Annotated in this window: 13 protein-coding genes and 2 pseudogenes; 8 read left to right on the forward strand and 7 right to left on the reverse strand. The window is 39.7% G+C overall.

What is annotated here, in order from left to right:
• Window positions 1-219: 219 nt before the first annotated feature.
• Together NOS7107_RS16405 and NOS7107_RS16410 are read left to right on the forward strand one after the other, a co-directional pair.
• Window positions 220-858 (forward strand): peroxiredoxin, encoded by a 639-nt coding sequence (locus NOS7107_RS16405; protein ID WP_015114076.1) that lies wholly within the window; start codon window positions 220-222, stop codon window positions 856-858.
• Window positions 859-963: 105 nt separating this feature from the next.
• Window positions 964-1548: a Uma2 family endonuclease gene (locus NOS7107_RS16410; protein ID WP_015114077.1), complete on the forward strand. Its 585-nt coding sequence runs from the start codon at window positions 964-966 to the stop codon at window positions 1546-1548.
• 8 nt (window positions 1549-1556) lie between these two features.
• Here the strand turns inward: NOS7107_RS16410 and NOS7107_RS16415 are convergent, their stop codons facing one another.
• Entirely contained in the window at window positions 1557-3035 is a 1479-nt protein-coding gene (locus tag NOS7107_RS16415; protein ID WP_015114078.1) for an NB-ARC domain-containing protein, read from the reverse strand.
• 97 nt (window positions 3036-3132) lie between these two features.
• On the opposite strand from NOS7107_RS16415, the gene NOS7107_RS16420 reads away from it, so the two are divergent.
• Together NOS7107_RS16420 and NOS7107_RS16425 are read left to right on the forward strand one after the other, a co-directional pair.
• Entirely contained in the window at window positions 3133-3378 is a 246-nt protein-coding gene (locus NOS7107_RS16420) for a UPF0175 family protein (protein WP_011318184.1), read from the forward strand.
• Window positions 3375-3863, forward strand: coding sequence for a DUF3368 domain-containing protein (locus NOS7107_RS16425; protein ID WP_015114079.1), 489 nt, complete (start codon window positions 3375-3377; stop codon window positions 3861-3863). The genes NOS7107_RS16420 and NOS7107_RS16425 overlap by 4 nt, the downstream gene beginning before the upstream one ends.
• Before the next feature lie 60 nt (window positions 3864-3923).
• Here the strand turns inward: NOS7107_RS16425 and NOS7107_RS16430 are convergent, their stop codons facing one another.
• Window positions 3924-5162 carry a hypothetical protein gene (locus NOS7107_RS16430; RefSeq protein WP_044500071.1) on the reverse strand — a complete coding sequence of 413 codons (1239 nt, stop codon included), beginning with the start codon at window positions 5160-5162 and terminating at the stop codon, window positions 3924-3926.
• A gap of 93 nt (window positions 5163-5255) precedes the next feature.
• Here NOS7107_RS16430 and NOS7107_RS16435 point away from each other — a divergent pair, with 93 nt between their 5' ends.
• The gene (locus NOS7107_RS16435) at window positions 5256-7721 is read left to right on the forward strand and encodes a VIT domain-containing protein (protein WP_015114081.1); all 2466 of its coding nucleotides are present in this window, start codon (window positions 5256-5258) and stop codon (window positions 7719-7721) included.
• Window positions 7722-7769: 48 nt separating this feature from the next.
• Here the strand turns inward: NOS7107_RS16435 and NOS7107_RS16440 are convergent, their stop codons facing one another.
• On the reverse strand, window positions 7770-9980 hold the full coding sequence (locus NOS7107_RS16440; RefSeq protein ID WP_015114082.1) for a dynamin family protein: 2211 nt from the start codon (window positions 9978-9980) through the stop codon (window positions 7770-7772).
• A 226-nt stretch (window positions 9981-10206) separates the two neighbouring features.
• Window positions 10207-11760: pseudogene (locus NOS7107_RS16445) on the reverse strand (dynamin family protein); the annotation flags it as partial.
• A gap of 1 nt (window position 11761) precedes the next feature.
• On the opposite strand from NOS7107_RS16445, the pseudogene NOS7107_RS16450 reads away from it, so the two are divergent.
• The 3 genes and pseudogenes from NOS7107_RS16450 to NOS7107_RS16460 form a co-directional block, all read left to right on the forward strand.
• Window positions 11762-12241 (forward strand): annotated as a pseudogene (locus NOS7107_RS16450) (pyridoxal-phosphate dependent enzyme); the annotation flags it as partial.
• Between the two features lie 73 nt (window positions 12242-12314).
• On the forward strand, window positions 12315-12647 hold the full coding sequence (locus NOS7107_RS16455; RefSeq protein ID WP_015114084.1) for a ferredoxin: 333 nt from the start codon (window positions 12315-12317) through the stop codon (window positions 12645-12647).
• A gap of 54 nt (window positions 12648-12701) precedes the next feature.
• Window positions 12702-13499 carry a DUF5331 domain-containing protein gene (locus NOS7107_RS16460; RefSeq protein ID WP_015114085.1) on the forward strand — a complete coding sequence of 266 codons (798 nt, stop codon included), beginning with the start codon at window positions 12702-12704 and terminating at the stop codon, window positions 13497-13499.
• A gap of 316 nt (window positions 13500-13815) precedes the next feature.
• On the opposite strand, the gene purU is transcribed toward NOS7107_RS16460, so the two are convergent.
• The 3 genes from purU to NOS7107_RS16475 form a co-directional block, all read right to left on the reverse strand.
• Complete coding sequence (gene purU / locus NOS7107_RS16465; RefSeq protein ID WP_015114087.1) at window positions 13816-14670, reverse strand: formyltetrahydrofolate deformylase; 855 nt, start codon at window positions 14668-14670, stop codon at window positions 13816-13818.
• Window positions 14671-14826: 156 nt separating this feature from the next.
• Window positions 14827-15441, reverse strand: a complete 615-nt coding sequence (locus NOS7107_RS16470) for a DUF4340 domain-containing protein (protein ID WP_015114088.1) — start codon at window positions 15439-15441, stop codon at window positions 14827-14829.
• 59 nt (window positions 15442-15500) lie between these two features.
• Window positions 15501-17246 carry a Gldg family protein gene (locus NOS7107_RS16475; RefSeq protein WP_015114089.1) on the reverse strand — a complete coding sequence of 582 codons (1746 nt, stop codon included), beginning with the start codon at window positions 17244-17246 and terminating at the stop codon, window positions 15501-15503.
• Window positions 17247-17256 lie beyond the last annotated feature (10 nt).

Here is a 17256-nt window from a genome sequence, read left to right on the forward strand (position 1 = left end):
AAAAGTTAATTTTCAGTTAACTTTATTGAGTGCAAAAAACAAACATTATATCTGTATAATAATCAAGCCTCATCTAGTTATACTGCTCCTATCCCTGTCTCTACGCTGAGAAATTAAAAATTTTGTAAAAAACAGCTACAAGTCGATAGGGAAACCGATGTTTTATGGGATGATGGCAAAGTAGACTACATCTGCCTCTTTATCTACAGGGAATCTCTCATGACTCTCCATCTTGGTGATACAGTACCCAACTTTACACAAGCCTCTACACATGGCGACATAAATTTTTACGAATGGGCAGGTGACAGCTGGGTAGTGCTGTTTTCTCACCCTGCTGACTTTACACCTGTTTGCACTACTGAACTCGGTACAGTTGCCAAACTAAAACCCGAATTTGACAAGCGCAATGTGAAAGCGATCGCCCTCAGCGTTGATGATGTAGAATCTCATAACGGCTGGGTAGGCGACATCGAAGAAACCCAAAGCACCACACTCAACTATCCAATTTTGGCCGACGCAGATCGTAAAGTTTCTGACCTTTACGACATGATTCACCCCAACGCTAACGCTGCTGTCACAGTGCGTTCTGTCTTCATCATTGACCCCAACAAAAAACTGCGTCTTTCTTTCACCTATCCCCCCAGCACCGGACGCAACTTTGACGAAATTTTGCGCGTGATTGATTCACTACAACTAACTGATAACTACAGCGTGGCTACCCCAGCCGACTGGAAAGATGGCGATAAAGTTGTCATCGTCCCTTCCCTCAAAGACCCCGAAGTCTTAAAAGAAAAATTCCCCAAAGGTTACGAAGTCGTCAAACCCTATCTGCGGTTAACTCCTCAACCTAACAAGTAAATCTGAAAATTGGTTTCATTTATCAGGCGCAAGGACGCAAAGTTTTATCTTGGCGACTTTGCGCCTTTGCGTGAGAATAAAGATAAAGCCAGTTACCTAAGCATTATGCTGTCATCTCCCTTGCTAATACAAATACCCCCATCAATGCAAATGACAGATGAACAATTCTTTGATTTCTGTCAAGTAAATCGAGATTTACGCATTGAGTGTAATCAATTTGGAGAAATTTCAATTATGCCGCCTACGGGTTCAGAAACAGGAAATCGTAACTTTAATGTAGCTTTACAGCTAGGAGTTTGGTCAGAAAAAGATGGTACAGGTATTTGTTTTGACTCCAGTACAGGTTTTACACTATCCACGGGTGCAAAACGCTCTCCTGATGCTTCTTGGATGAAACTAGAACGGTGGAATACTTTATCATCAGAACAACAACAGGTATTCGCACCGATTTGTCCTGATTTTGTCATTGAATTGCGATCGCTTAGCGATAATCTCCAACCCCTCAAAGATAAAATGGCAGAATATATGCAAGAGCCAGGGGTACAGTTAGGTTGGTTGATTGACCGCAAACATCACCGAGTTTATATTTATCGTCCTAGTCAATCAGAAGAATGTTTAGAAAATCCTGATACAGTTAGCGGTGAACCTGTATTACCCGGATTTGTCCTAAATATGTCTAAAATTTGGTAGCTATATTATTATCCTAATCGGTTAATAATTGTTGTGAGATTACAAGCAATATAACCAATTGCTAAAGGGGATTTATCATTTAAAAGTAATAGAATTTGCTGGAGATTTTGTACGAGATTTGCCCCATAAATCTGCAAGAGTTTTTCTTGTAGTTGATGCAAAATGCGATCGCCTACAATATCATCACTACCCGGACGTAATAACCAATGGGTTCGCAAAATTTTAAAATTACAAATATCACCACTTTGCACAACTTGAATAATCTCTTGAGTCGTACGTTCTACTAATTCATCAGTAACAATTTTCATCACCAGTGGTTGTAAGGTAAAAGCAGGTTCACCACTACAAATCCATTTTTCTAAAAGCGATCGCTTTTCTAAACTGACAATAGCATCTAAAATTGTAGCTGGATCAAGAGAAATGAGTAAATGAGTCTGCAATCGGCTAAAAGAGATTGGTTGTTGCCAAATCGCTAACCAATAGAGAATATGTTGTTCTAAATCGCTCAGTTGCTCAAACTGTTTTTTGAGAATAGCACGTAAGCGATCGCCAATTACTATGGTATTTTGACTCAGAAAAGCCGCAATATTCCCACCAAACACCGACTGAATCAATGGCGTAACTAGTTTGAGTGCCAAAGGATTGCCGCGATAAAGTTGAATCAGGGGTGATAGTCCGAGTTCCTTACCTGTGAATCCTCTGGCTTGCAATAGTTCCACAGCCCCAGCTTTTGGTAATCCTGTTAACGTGAGGCTGCGAACAGTTTTTGTATTTGACTCAATGATGTTTGGTTGTTCTCGACTGGTAAGAATAATGCAACTTTGATGATGAGCGCGGCTTAATTGCTGGATAAATTGATGATAGTGCTTCTCTGACTCATCCAATCCATCCAGAATCAACAAACACCGACGCTGTTGTAGGTGGTGAAGAAGTTTTGCTGTGTTTTGGGGAATATCATCAACAGCAGCTTCCTCAAAAATGTTGAGAAGTCCATCTAGCAGGGAAACTAAGGATGGTGTAGAGTGACGGGTTTTCCAGATTAAACCATCAAATTTTAACTGAAGGCGGTCAGCTAAAGCCAGAGCCAGAGCAGTTTTACCAATGCCAGCAATCCCTGTGATGATGATTAGTTTACAGCGATCGCCTACAATCCATTTTTCTAACTGAGTTAATTCTTGATTACGTCCATAAAAACTTTCAACATCAGGTGCTTCATCCCAGTCGAGGTATTGAGTAGAGGTTTCCTCGAAGTCTGCGTTAGGGATTTCTGCAATACTTTGCCAATCGTTAATGCCAACAGCCTGACAGATAGCGATGAAAATTTCTTGCTGAATGCGATCGCCTTGCCAAAATCGCCGTAAAGTAGCTCTAGAAGTGTGAGCATCTTGCCACCAACGCGCGGTACTAGTTTTCGTCCAGCCAAGACGTTTTCGCGCCTTGTCTACAATTGTCAGTCCAGTCGTTGATGCTTTGAGCGAGTTTGACATATATTCAGTTAACTGAGCAGATCGTCTCTATTTTGGCTTAACAGAAATTTCTACTCATACAAATCAATAAAATAGTTATGTAGAGATAAATCCAGCCATGAGCATTGTTATTCCTGATGAAATTTTAGCCGCAACTCGTATGACTGATGCTGAACTGAAACAAGAAATTGCAGTTATGCTGTTTCAGAAAGATAAACTCACCCTTGCTCAAGCCAGTCGTTTGGCAGGGATGAACCGGATTGCATTTCAGCATTTGCTTGCCAGCCGTCAAATTCCGGTTCACTATGGGGTGGATGATTTTGAACAAGACATCAAAAACTTGCAGGATATGGGCAGGTTATGATTATTGTCAGCGATACCTCACCGATCAACAATCTTGCAGCTATCAATCACCTGAATCTACTGCAACAACTATATGATACTGTGATTATTCCGGAAGCAGTTTACCAAGAACTAACTGATCCCGAATTTCCCGTAGCAGGTGCAACTGAAGTAAAAACTTTTGACTGGATTCAAACTCGTCAAGTAAGCGATCACAATGTTGTAGAAGCATTGGCAAATGACTTAGATAAGGGTGAAGCTGAAGCAATCGCTTTGGCACTAGAAATCAAAGCGGATCAACTTTTGATTGATGAGCGTCGTGGTCGTTTGATTGCTGATAGACTGCAACTTCGATATGTAGGGATTTTAGGCATTTTAGTTGAAGCGAAAAGTCGAGGACTGATTTCGACAGTCAAACCCTTAATGGATGCTTTGCGTAATCAAGCAGGGTTTTGGATTGATGCAGCTTTATACAATCGAGTTTTACAGCTTGTTGGTGAGGATTAATAGCCTGCTTTCCAACACCAATATTATGAGTATTGCTTACCAATTATAAATTTTATTCAGCTATTCCCTATCAAGAATGATGTCATATGCAGAGCTACCATAAAACTCCTCCACTTCATATGCTGTACAAATTCCATTAATAATGGTAACTATAATTTTCTCAATATTAACCATGTCTTCTATCGGGTTTCTCTTGAGGGAAGTTACGGTATTAACAGTATGTGAAAGAGGATTACGAACGTTATCCCACAAATCTTTTATTATTTTTTGCGCTTCATTTTTGTTCTTCCATCCCATTTCTTTATATCTTTTGTTGATTAAGCGATATTGTCTTGCCTGTAAGCCAGGAGGACTTAAAACACTGGAATTATAGCTTTTATAAATTTCCCATCCATGTGAAGCAATTTTTGCTATTCTCTCCCTCAGTTCATTTCCCCTTAAACGTTCTGTTTCTTCTTTTTTTGCTAATGACTCTGCTATTACAGCCAAATGTCGAAATCTTGCTTCCCAATTGGGAATATCTCGACTTTCTCGAAATGCACGTAAGGCATTAAATATACGATTGATTAAGCTTGTGTTTACATCATTAAATGCAGAACAGCAAAGATTTCTGAATGTAATGTCAGCATATATGGTACCAAAATCAGAAAGCAGTACATCAAAAGGTTGTTGAACTAATTGATAACGTGATATCCTTCGAGCAATAAATTTGGGGAAAATATCATTTTGACCTACCCAAAAACATTGAATACCATTGCCAACTGATCCAAAACTGCCAATCGTGAAATCTTCTCCAGGCTTAAATAAGCATAATCTCCAAACATCTAGAAGCTGTTCACCTTTATTCAGAATGTATTGAAATAGAGAGTTGTTAGTAGCCTCATCATTTAGGTAGAGATAATCTTCTCTATCTAAATTTATTTCAAATGCAATACAAGTAAAATTTATTAACTTGCGATCCGGTATTTTTTCTAAGTGACGTAAAGTTTGATTATCAATCTTCCCCTCATGACTAAGTTCTGTATACTGTTTGAATGTCAAACTTCTTAAGTATTCATAAGGTTGGCGAAATTCTGAGCAACCGTCTGGATTAGGAACATAGTTAGGTGGACAACCATAAACTTCCGCAGAGTACATCCTGTAATCAAAGTCTAAGTGAAGCCCATCAATCGGAGCAATGACATAGTAAGTAGATGTATTCAGCATGATTAAGTGAGTAATCGTTGATTCACGACTTTTCTCTAAGTTAAAAATTACAGTATATCTTTTGGTAAAAAGCAGTATTTGGAACTCAGTCACTTACTGAGCATCGACTGAACACAAAACTGAGCATATCTGCCGAGTAAACGCGCCTACGCTAGAGACATAACAAAACAGCGTGAGGTAACAGATATGACTCAAACTATAGAACGCCAGGCTGGTGGTTTATACGTTCAAAATGCTGAACAACAGCAAATTGCTTTTCCCCTGAAGCACACGGAAGTGCAAGCCAAAATTGCCGGGAATATCTCACGGGTGGAAGTTACCCAAAGCTTTGAAAATCCTTTCACAACTACCTTAGAAGCTGTCTATATTTTCCCGTTACCGGATGAGGCGGCTGTTGATGATATGCTGATTCGGATTGGTGACAAGATTATCAAAAGTAGTATCAAAAAACGCCAAGAAGCACAGCAAATCTACGAGCAAGCGAAGCAGCAAGGACGCACAGCCGGACTGTTGGAACAAGAACGGGACAATATTTTTACTCAATCTCTCGCCAACATTCAACCAGGTGAGCAAATAGATGTGATTATTCGCTACTCTGAAAGTTTGAAATTTACTGCGGGTAATTATGAGTTTGTTTTCCCGATGGTGGTTGCTCCGCGTTACGTTCCAGGGATACCAATTGAGGGAAATACAGGCGGTGTAGGTTCGGCTACTGCACCGATGATGCAAAATCAAGATACAGATATAGTTCCCGATGGTTCACAGTTGAATGCACCTATCTTACCATCGGGTATGCGATCGCCCCATGATATTAATGTCACCATAGAAATTGATGCGGGAGTTGAAATTCAGGATGTCCAGTCTCCTTCTCACCAACTCCAGATAGCATATCAAGGGAAGCGGGTATTAGTGAAATTGGCGGGTGGGGACAAGATTCCTAACAAAGATTTGATTTTACGCTATCAAGTAGCTGGCGACTCTACCCAAGCTACCGTACTCACTCAAGCTGATGAACGAGGGGGACACTTTGCACTATATCTAATTCCTGCGCTCCAATATCGTCAGGATCAGGTTGTTCCTAAAGATGTGGTGTTTCTCATTGATACTTCTGGTTCACAAATGGGTGCGCCATTGATGCAATGTCAGGAATTAATGCGCCGCTTTATTAATGGACTTAATCTTGATGACACTTTTAGTATTATTGATTTCTCTGATACAACTCGCCAACTATCGCCTGTTCCCCTCGCCAATAATTCCCAAAATCGCACTAGAGCCATCAATTATATTAATCAATTGAGTGCTAATGGCGGCACGGAGATGTTACGCGGGATTCGGGCTGTCTTAAATTTCCCCGTCACAGATCCCGGACGTTTGCGGAGTATTGTACTGCTGACTGATGGTTATATCGGCAATGAAAACCAAATCCTTTCCGAAGTGCAACAACATCTCCAGCCTGGAAACCGCCTTTATAGCTTTGGCGCGGGTAGTTCTGTGAATCGTTTTTTACTCAACCGCATTGCAGAATTAGGACGGGGTGTGTCTCGCATCATTCGCCATGATGAACCAACAGATGAGGTAGTCGATAAATTCTACCGTCAAATTAACAATCCTGTTCTCGCTAACATTAATTTGCAATGGGAAGGTGATGGTGATTCCCCAATTATTTATCCTTGCACTCCACCAGATTTGTTTGCCGAACAGCCGTTAGTTTTATTTGGTAAAAAGCCAGATGGACGTGGGGGAAAACTGCACATTACGGGAATTGTTGCGGGTGGTACACGTTATCAGCATACCTTTAACATGAACTTTGAGGAAACTGGTAATTCAGGAATCGCTCAACTTTGGGGACGTTCTCGCATCAAGGAATTAATGAATCTTATGGTGAGTGGTGACACTAAGTTGGGTGTGGAAGCGGTGACAGATACGGCTTTGACTTATCAACTGTTGTCGCAGTACACAGCGTTTGTGGCGGTAAGTGATGATGTGCGAGTTAATCCGCTTCAAGAGACGGTTTCAGTGCAAGTACCTGTAGAAATGGCTGAAGGTATAAGTTATCAAGGTATTTTCGGGAGTGCTGTTAGTGCTGTGGCTCCTTCCATCATGGCAAATATGGTGTCTCCTGCGCCTGTTGTCCAACGTAAACGAAGCCTACAATCTCCAGGCGCACCAGAAGCGGAGAGTTTGATGTTTGAAGCACCTCCAGTAATGGCACCAGGTGAAGAACTGGAAATCAAATTATCATACAGTTCTTTGGATGGCATTCTTGAAGAAGCACCACCGCCAAAAATGTCACGCTATGAAGAACAGTATCGTGCTTTCGATGAAAGTCTTGAGGATGAAGAACCCTTTTTAGCGGAAATTGCTCCTGTCGAGTATCTAGAGGTTGTGAGTGTGACAGGATTGGATCAGGAGATGATTGCACTGCTAAGTCAGTATTTAGAATCTATCCCATTACATAAAGGTTTCAGTGGCGATTTAGTGTTTGAGTTGCAGATAAGTAAAGGACGAGTCAGACAGGTGTTATTCGATGAGCAAGTTTCTACTTGTAAGGAACAATCTGTAATTGATCTTATCAGGCGATCGCTTGTTTCTTGGCGCATTCCTCAAATGCTCACAACTACAGTGTCTCTAACACTGCGATCTCAAGCATAATCCAAAATTATACCGGGGTTATCCCGGTTTTTTTCTTCCCTTACACCCCTAATTCTTATTAGATAAGACTGTATAAGCTTCATTAAACAAACGCATTTTTTCTTGCGCTTGTTTTTGCATCTGGGGTTGGTTAACAAATAAGTCTGGATGCCATTTTTTAACTAAAGTTTTATAAGCTTGTTTAACATCAGCAAAAGCAGCATCTTGTTGTACGCCTAAAATTTTATAGGCGCGAGTAATTTTATCTTTTTCAGTTTGGCTTTGGGGTGGTTTAGTTGCTTGAGTATTTTGATTTGTCTGCTGCTTGTTATTTTGAAAACTAGGAGAACGCATTTGAGCTTTCATTCGCGCAATTTCTTCATCCATTTCCCAGTTACGAAACTTCGCCTCTACCTCTGCGGGATTTGGTGAAGGTGCAGTTTTTGGCGGTGGTGAATAAACTTGCTGTTTGGGAGGTTCAACTTTTTTCTCAGTAGTTTTGGCTTTATTTTCCGGTTGTGGGGGACGTGTATAAACTCGTTCTTGTTGTCGATGAGATTGTTGTTGAGGTTGAATAACTTTTGGTGTTTCTTGATAAGGTTGGTAGTTAGTAGTAATTTTAACCTTTTCTAACTCACTCAATAATTGATTAAATCCCTGTTGTAGTTGTCGTAATTCTGCACGTTTTTTAGTTATTTCTGGAGATTCTTCAGGTACTTGGAAGTAAATTACTTTTTCAACTTGGCACTCAAAATCAGATAATATTGATAAAGCTTGGCTACTAAATTGAGATAAATAATCTTCAGTTGCATTTATGCAAAGTTTCGCAACTTGTTGATGATATGATTCATTAGTTGATTTTTCTTCTTGCTTTTGAATATTTTTATTTAATATATATGAAATACTCCCAACCACAGCAGCACCAACAGGGCCACCTAACAACCAACCAATTCCACCACCTACAGCCATTGCACTAGGTTCACTTAAAATTTCAGTATTATCTGATTTCGGGGGTAAAGTAATTTGTGGTTCTAGAGGGAAAGGAATTAATAAATCTTCGGGACGTTCTTCTTTGAAAAAATCATAAGCTTGATATAGCCATTTCATTACAGCTAACTGTAACTCTGTCAAGTCTTTTTTAAGTTTACTGGTTTGCCAAAATTTAAAATTATTTTCTGCCAATGCAACAGCTGCATCAGCTTGATATTTAGCAAGTAATTTTGGTAAAGATAGCCAATCACGTAATTCAGACAGACTCTGATTAAATCCTTGTGTAATCAGATTTTTAGCTTTTTGTTTGATTTCTATTTTGGCAGTGTGTTTGTCATTGAAATCTTTAAATTCGTGAGCAATAGGGTCAATTTTATTTTTTAATGATAATTGGATTTGAGATGCGATCGCTTGCACTCTCGGTAACTTTACCCCACCCCGATTTTGTTGTAAGATACCGACAATATTTTGCAAGGCTGTCTCAAAAGCCACTAAACCGCTACTACTCGCCGCACTCACATCACCTTTTAATCTGGCGCGTAAAGCAGGTAAAGCATCAACCCGATATAAATTGCTAAAACCTGGTGGTAATTCCGCACGGAAACTTTCTGCAACAAACCGCAGACGACTTTGCACTTGTTGTTGTTCTTCTGGTTCTAGTAAGTTCAAAAAATTCGCAACAAAAATAACTGTTTTAATATCTCTATCTAATAACCAGTCGCGTAAATTTTCTCGTTCACCTAAAGTCATCAACTTACGTGCATCTAGTAATTGCACAACTAAATCTGCACCAAGTAATTGTTCTCTAACTAAATTATCTTGTTCATCTCTATCATTCGTTCCTGGTAAATCAAGAAACTCTACACCAGTTTCTAAAAAAGTATGGGGACAAAAAATTTCTACCGATGCGACATCTTTTCGCATCTGTCTATTGCTATCAAGAATCGCAAATTGTTGTAAAACTTCTGTGCCATTGCGATATACTTCTGTACCATCCGTCAACATGATGCGAGTGCGGACATTACTACCATATTTAACATTAATCGCTGCGCCGGTTGTGGGAATCAAATCAATTGGTAAAGTGCGTGTTCCTAAGATGGCATTTAGCAAAGTAGACTTGCCATGATTAAAAGGGCCAAATACCGCAATTCTAAAGTTAGGGTTAGTTAGATAATTACAGATAGAATTTATATCTTGATAAAGATGTGATGTGCGTTCTAAGTTGAGTAATTCAGATGCAGATTTAAGAGATGTTGCTAAATTTTTGTAAGTTTCATCTTGATTTGGCATATTTCCCTAATTATTGTCTGCATCTAGATTTAGTGTAGCTTCGTTTTAACGCCAAGGTGCGCGGAGGTCTTTTAAGAATTTAGGCGCATAATTAAACCACAGATTTGTCCGTTGTTTAATTTAGGACTTACGCACTCGTGACGAAAAATCAGCCTTTGCGATTACTTCGCTTTGCTCGTAATGACGTAAAATCGTGGTCTGTGCGTAAGTCCTGTAATTATCTAACTTAACTATAGTAAGTGAGTAAATTACTATAGGAAGCCTCTATTTTTTGCAATTGAGATATTACATCTTCTTGCAAGGTTTTTAAACGCTTTAACTCACTTTCTCGATTAATTTCTCGTGTTTGTTTCTGCTTAACTAAATTATCTAATTCAGACTTACGAGAAGTAATATCATCGTTAATGCGTTGACTCACCTCTTTTTCGTAAGAATCAAAACACTCTTTAACTGCATTGTATACAGTTTGTGATTGTTCATGAGCGACTTGTGGTAAGTATCTAACCAACTCTTTTTTAGCAGTTTTGACTAATTCTTTGCGTGCTTGATCAGCTTGTAAAAAACCTACTCCTAAACCCAGTAAAGGAATATAAATTGGCCCTAAAATTGGGCTAATAATTGTGCCGATAAATGCACCCACGCCAAGGACAGTGAAGTAATTCAATAAGATATTTTTCCAATCAAATCCCACACCAGCCATTGCAAAACCGGCAATGTTACCACTTGTGAGAGACAATAAGCCCATAGCCCATTTTGCCCAGGTTGGAGAGTTATCATCCTCTGTGCTACCACTAGCAGCATTGACTTTAACTTGTTTATCGGTGAGCTTTTCGGTAATTCTTTCTGTGACTTGATGATAAGATGCACCATACTGCGACGCACTTCGAGACAACTCTTTAAAAGCTGCATTAATATCTTTTTCAGCAGTTAAAGTCCAAGCTGCACATTTATCAGTCATGTATTGTTCAAAAGCTTTCTGCAATGCAGCATTAAAAGCTTCTCGCTTACCGTTATTCAAAAAATCCCACAGATTTAATTCTGGTTGATAGCGCAGAAAATCACTTTCAAAGGTATTACCTAAATTCATTACATAACTACAAAATGATTCAGAGATTTTTCTGGCTTGTTTGTCTCTAGTATTGAAAATTTCTCTCTGGAATTGATCCCGAATATCGGTGAGTTTTTTAAACTCTGGTTCTACAGAATCAATGCGGGATTTTAATTCTGCTACGTTTTGCTCTAATAAGGGAATTCTGCGTTCTACGGCTTCGCGGGTATGGTTCACTACTTGTCTGGCTAGGGTTCGGACTTGTCTGAGTTCCGCGATCGCCCTTTCTCTGGTAAGAAAAGTATTAATAGCACCCATAAACTCTGGAAAGCCAGTCCCACTCAAATCAGCCTGGGGATTTTTTAATCGTCGTCTGAGTGCTTGAATTGACGAAAGCTCAAACACTCGCTCATCATAAATATCTTGACCGTCTACATAACAATAATCAGATAAATTGGCTTTAAATACTTGTCTGAGCCTATCTTCTGCTGCTTTTAGTTCTGCTGTATCATCGGGATCAATCAATGATTCTTTTACCTGATCCCAAGCATTAATTAAGAAAAAAACAGATAAACCCCGACCTTTAATGTAATTTTCTAAATAGCGTCGTTCCCCTAAAGTACAAGGCTGCGAAGCTCTCATGACAAATAAAATTGCATGACAGTTATTCACATAACCTAAAGATAATTCATTGCGTGCTTCGGTATCATTCAATCCGGGACTATCAACAAGGACACAGACAGATGGTAGAATAGACGGATGGGTAGCGGCAACTGGTACGGGTGGAACCTTTGCTGGTGTGGCGTTGTACCTAAAATCAAAAAATCCGGCGATTAAATGTGTTGTTGCCGATCCTTTAGGTAGTGGACTTTATAGCTATATCAAAACTGGTAAAATCCATCTAGAAGGTAATTCTATTACTGAAGGCATTGGCAACAGTCGAATTACAGCAAATATGGAAGGCGCACCTGCTGATGATGCCATTCAAATAGATGACACAGAAGCTTTGCGCGTCGTTTACCAATTGCTACGAAAAGATGGCCTCTTTATGGGTGGCTCGACAGGTATTAATGTGGCTGCGGCGGTTGCTTTGGCAAAACAATTAGGCCATGGACATACGATTGTTACTATCCTCTGTGATAGTGGTTCTCGCTATCAATCACGGATATTTAACCGTGATTGGCTTGCTTCTAAAGGGTTATCAGTAAATTAGTCAATGGTCAATAGTTAATGGTCGCTTAACATTTCCATTTGACCATTAACTATTGACAAAGGACAAATGACAAATGACAAATATCACCCAAGCATCTAACTCCGCAGCCAATAGCCAAGCATCTGCTCACAGGTGTGTGCAGGTGTGCCAAAATCGCACTTGTAAAAAGCAAGGCGCGGCTCAGGTTTTAGCAGCTTTGACAAATTTACCAGTCCCCGATGTGACTGTAACGTCCAGTAGTTGTTTAGGGCAATGCGGTAACGGGCCGATGGTGTTGGTTCTACCTGATATGGTTTGGTATAGCAGTGTTCAACCTCGTGAAATACCTCTATTGGTAGAACAACATTTACGATGTGGTAAAAGAGTCAAACAGATGCTTTATTATCGATTTCATCCCCAAGGATAAATCTAATTACAAACAACCAGGTCTGCACTATTTTTGACTCAAGAGAGGCATAAGATGAATATTCAGCAGCTACGTCAATCATTGAAAATGAAGTGGCTGGGCTACTATCAACAAAATCATCCCTGGCTGGTGAAAATGCAAGTTTGGGGAAGTTATGATGGTTTGCGACGACCATCATCTGGTTTTATTTTGGCGACTTTATCGGTTTTAGAGCCAGAGTTTGAGCAGATGCTGAGTTTTATGATGGATCTGAATAATAATCCCGATGCCATAGTCACAGCTTTGGGGCTGAACTTCAATCCCGATGAAGAGTTACGTTTGACAAACTTAGATGATGCTGTGGCTATAAACCAGTGTCAGAGCGAGTTTACTGAGTCAAAATCTCTTGAAGAAAAACCTGTGCGATCGCTCGCCACAGCTAACGATATAATTGCTCAATCTCCAGCTACAATCCAACATCCTGAAAACATCACTTCAGATTTACCACAAGCACACAAACCTTTACCAGCCTTTGGATTTGCTACTAAAGTAACTCGGCAATCTTCTAGTAAATCACACCAAAACCAACCCATATCATCTTTAGCTTTGGCTACAACAGTTCCCCGCAATGGTAAAACTATAGCCTTAGCGGTGGAACTTCCTAATCATCGTAAATTAATGCCCACAAGTATTGTAGTTTCTCGCCAAACATCCGTAGTAATTCCAGAGAAAACTGTACCATCATGGACTGAGACTACTGAAGTATCTCCCAATGGCAAATCACCGCAAAATTTAAAAACTCAACCTTTGACTCGCACCAATGCCCGTAGTATAGCTTCTTGGGTAGATGAATTTTGTCAGGGTCGAGGGTGAAAAGTTGCCAATTATTGTTTGTAAATTGGGGATGGGATTTTAGCGATCGCATCTAAACCCACAATACTTGTGCGATCGCTCTGATTCATACCCATAAACGCTGAATGGGATAGCTATCAAGCGTTTGATCACGACTTACTAAAACACAAAAACATTATCTGTATTTTCAAGTATATCTACTATTTCGGCTAACCAAATAAAAACATGAGTATCATCAATAAATACACGAATAACTGAATAATTATACATTTTTCAATCATTCGTGAATAACAAAATCCCCGACTTCTCAAAGAAGTCGGGGATCTGAGCCTTTCAATTACTCAAACACAACGGTGCGATTACCATAAACCAACACACGATTTTGTAAGTGTAAACGTACTGCCCTTGCTAATACTACTCGCTCTAAATCTTTACCTTTTCTGACTAAATCTTCCACTTCATCTCGGTGGCTAACTCTCACTACATCTTGTTCAATAATTGGCCCTGCATCTAAATCTGTAGTCACATAATGAGAGGTAGCACCAATGATTTTTACGCCTCGTTCAAAAGCCCTATGATATGGATTTGCACCAACAAAGGCTGGTAAAAATGAATGATGAATATTAATAATATGGGGAAATTGACCAATAAAATCAGCGCTGACAATTTGCATATATTTTGCCAATACAACTAAATCAATTTTGTATTGACATAATAATTCTAGTTGTTTCGATTCTTGTTCTGGTTTGTTTTCTTTGGTGATAGGAATGTGATGAAAATCAATACCAAACTGTTCTGCTACTACCTTTAAATGAGGATGATTGCTAATAATTAATGAAATTTCGGCGTTGAATTCTTTAGCACGATGCCGCCAAATTAAATCATAGAGACAATGATCTTGGCGACTTACCCAAATTGCTATCCGTGGTACAGAGTCAGAAAAATGTAGTTCCCATTTAGCGCCTAAAGGTTGGGCGATCGCATTAAACGCTGGGCCAATTAAATCTTTAGGTAAATTAAATCCTTTTAACTGCCATTCTATACGAGTGAGAAATAACCCCGCTGAAAAATCTGTGTGCTGATCTGCATGAATAATATTGCCACCATTGGCATAAATAAAGTTAGCAATTTTGGCAACAAGTCCTCTTTGATCAGGGCAAGAAATGAGCAGGGTTGCAGTTGTCGTGGACATAAAATTCAGTTATCAGTTATCAGTTATCAGTTATCAGAAATGTGGTGGGAGATTTAGATTTTCAGCATTTGGTGTCGTGCTTTATCAGAGATTTTATTGGTCACGGTTAACTGTTAAAGAAATTTTATTTCAGTTTATTCAGACTTCAGACTTCTTCTAAGGTGTTGGCAGAGGAAGATTAGTTGGTAAAGGTGTTGATTTACTGTTATCAATAGTTTGTCGCCATTCTGATAACTCCCGATTGACGGCATTTACAAAATCTGTAGATACTAATAATACATTGATATTGCCATTTGGTTGTGTAGCTGAGTCAGTTTGAGCATACACAAAGCGATTATTGAAATTAGATTTACCTAGAATCAACTGATGGGTTTGCTGATTTTTCAGCTTAATATCAATAGTGGCGTTAGGTTGAGCTAAACCAAATTCTGTGAGTTGGTTAGCGGGGGTTGATACAATGTTATTACTCTTACCTTTAACTAACAAATCCATTAAATAAGAAACAATTGCATCATTAGCTGAATCTGATACTGGATATTTCAGCAACCATTTAGGATTACTACCCTGAGAATTGCGTTCTAACATCAGAGTGTAAGCTTTGGTTTTGACTGTCAAAGACTGCACATCATCTTCTGCAAAAGCGAAAATTTGCTGCTGTTTCGCCTTGACTTCTTCTTGCTGAGTTTCACCTCTCATTTCATGGAAATACACGAGACCACCCAAACCCAGCGCCAACAATACCAAAATTAAAGTTGTCTTTGGAATAGTCATTGGTTAATAGTTAAAAGGTTGAAATTTCATACTTCACACTTCATACTTCATACTTCTTTCTACCTTCTTCGCCACCAGATGAAAGCCGCTGTTAAAAAGCCAAGTAGAGGTAATACCAACAGAGACGATAATGTTAAAACATTGGCTTGTGATGTTGATAAAGTAATTCGGCGGTTTTTCGGTTCTTTGGGACGAATGGAAAGAGGTTGCTGATCTTGCTGACTCAGCCAAGTTACAGAGTTAAGAAATACATCACCATTTAGTTGCTGTTGAAATACTCCATCAGTAGCAAAATCAGAATTTCCGAAGACAACTAACCTTGATTCTTTCGGAGTTTGTTCAGATTTCTCGCCTGTTGAGGGAGTTGTTGTTGGTGAGGGTAAGGAAGTAGTTGTGGCTGTAGGAGTAGGAGTTGCTTGAGGTTTTGTCGTGGGTGAAGGTAAGGAAGTATTTATGGCTGTAGGAGTGGGAGTTGCTTGAGGTTGCGTTGTCGGTGTGGGTAAAGGAGTTGTCGTAGTAGTAGGAGTGGGAACAGGGTTAGATACTGCTACTACTTTTCTTGTCAACGCTACACCTAAAGTCAGCGGCCCTTTGAGGTCTTTATCAGGATTGAATTCTAATTTTTCGCTTTGCAGGTCGCTTTCCGCCCAACTATTAGGATAGGGCTTGGTTCGGATGAGGGGCGTAGACTCAACACCAGGAACGGAGGTAATTTCTATCGGTCTAGCCAAGCGATAAAAAGAAATACCTTGGCCAAAATCTTTGGTAATTGGGTGTTGTCCGTAGTCTGTGATGATGGGTGCTGCGGGGCCAAGTCCTACACCCGCACCAGAAACATCGACGGCTAAACGATTATCGAGGCGAATACCCCACGCTTGTAATAAAGGGCTGAGTTTGGGGTCAGTATCAGGATCAATCATCAGCAGCAAGTTACCGCCACGATTGAGATAATCTTGTAAGGCTTTTACCTCTGCGTCAAACAGTCCGCGTTTAGCACCTGCGACTACTACAGTCGCTGCATCGTTAGGAACTTGCAGTTTATCAGCTAAATTTAGAGGTTCAACGGTGTAACCTTTCTCGGTTAATCCTTGCACTGCTTGGGAAATTCCACTTTCGCCACCAGTTAAAGGATGTTCACCGTGACCTTGAATGAAGTAAGCTTTAACAATGGTGGAATTAGTAAGTTGCTGTAATCGATTCGTTAATTTAATTTCTGATAGGCGTTCATTGACATTCAACGATTGTACTAATTGGCGTTTGTTTCCCGATTCTAAATAAACTTCTCCATATTCTTTTACCCCAAACTTTTCGGCGATTCCGGGTCGGCTTTGGGGGTCAACATATTCAAATTGAAACTTAGAACTTTGCCGTTGATAGTTTTCGAGTAATTCTCGGTCTTGGGGATTTTGATTAGTGTCAAATACCCAAATTTTGACTGGTTGTGGTAGACGACGGACTAATTCTTGTGATTGGGGTGCAAGGGTAAATAACTGAGTTTCGGTTAAATCTTGGCGTAGTTGATAGCGAACACCCAAAAAGTTAATTAACCCTAAAATTACCAACACAGCTAATGTGGCAATTAAGGCATTAGTTCCCGCTTGGGTAGAACGACTCGCCCACCAACGGCTTTGCTGGCTTTGCCAAAATACCCAAAATATAATAACGGCAATTCCGGGAATCATAAATGCTAGGGGTAATAATCCCCAGCTACCAGATACTAACCCCGCTGTGAGGCCGACCATGAATAGAAACGGCCCAAGCAAAAATAAATATTTCCAAGGTTGCTTTTTTGTGATTTTTTTCATATTTTGTCCT

Source organism: Nostoc sp. PCC 7107 (genome assembly GCF_000316625.1).
Taxonomy (GTDB): domain Bacteria; phylum Cyanobacteriota; class Cyanobacteriia; order Cyanobacteriales; family Nostocaceae; genus Nostoc_B.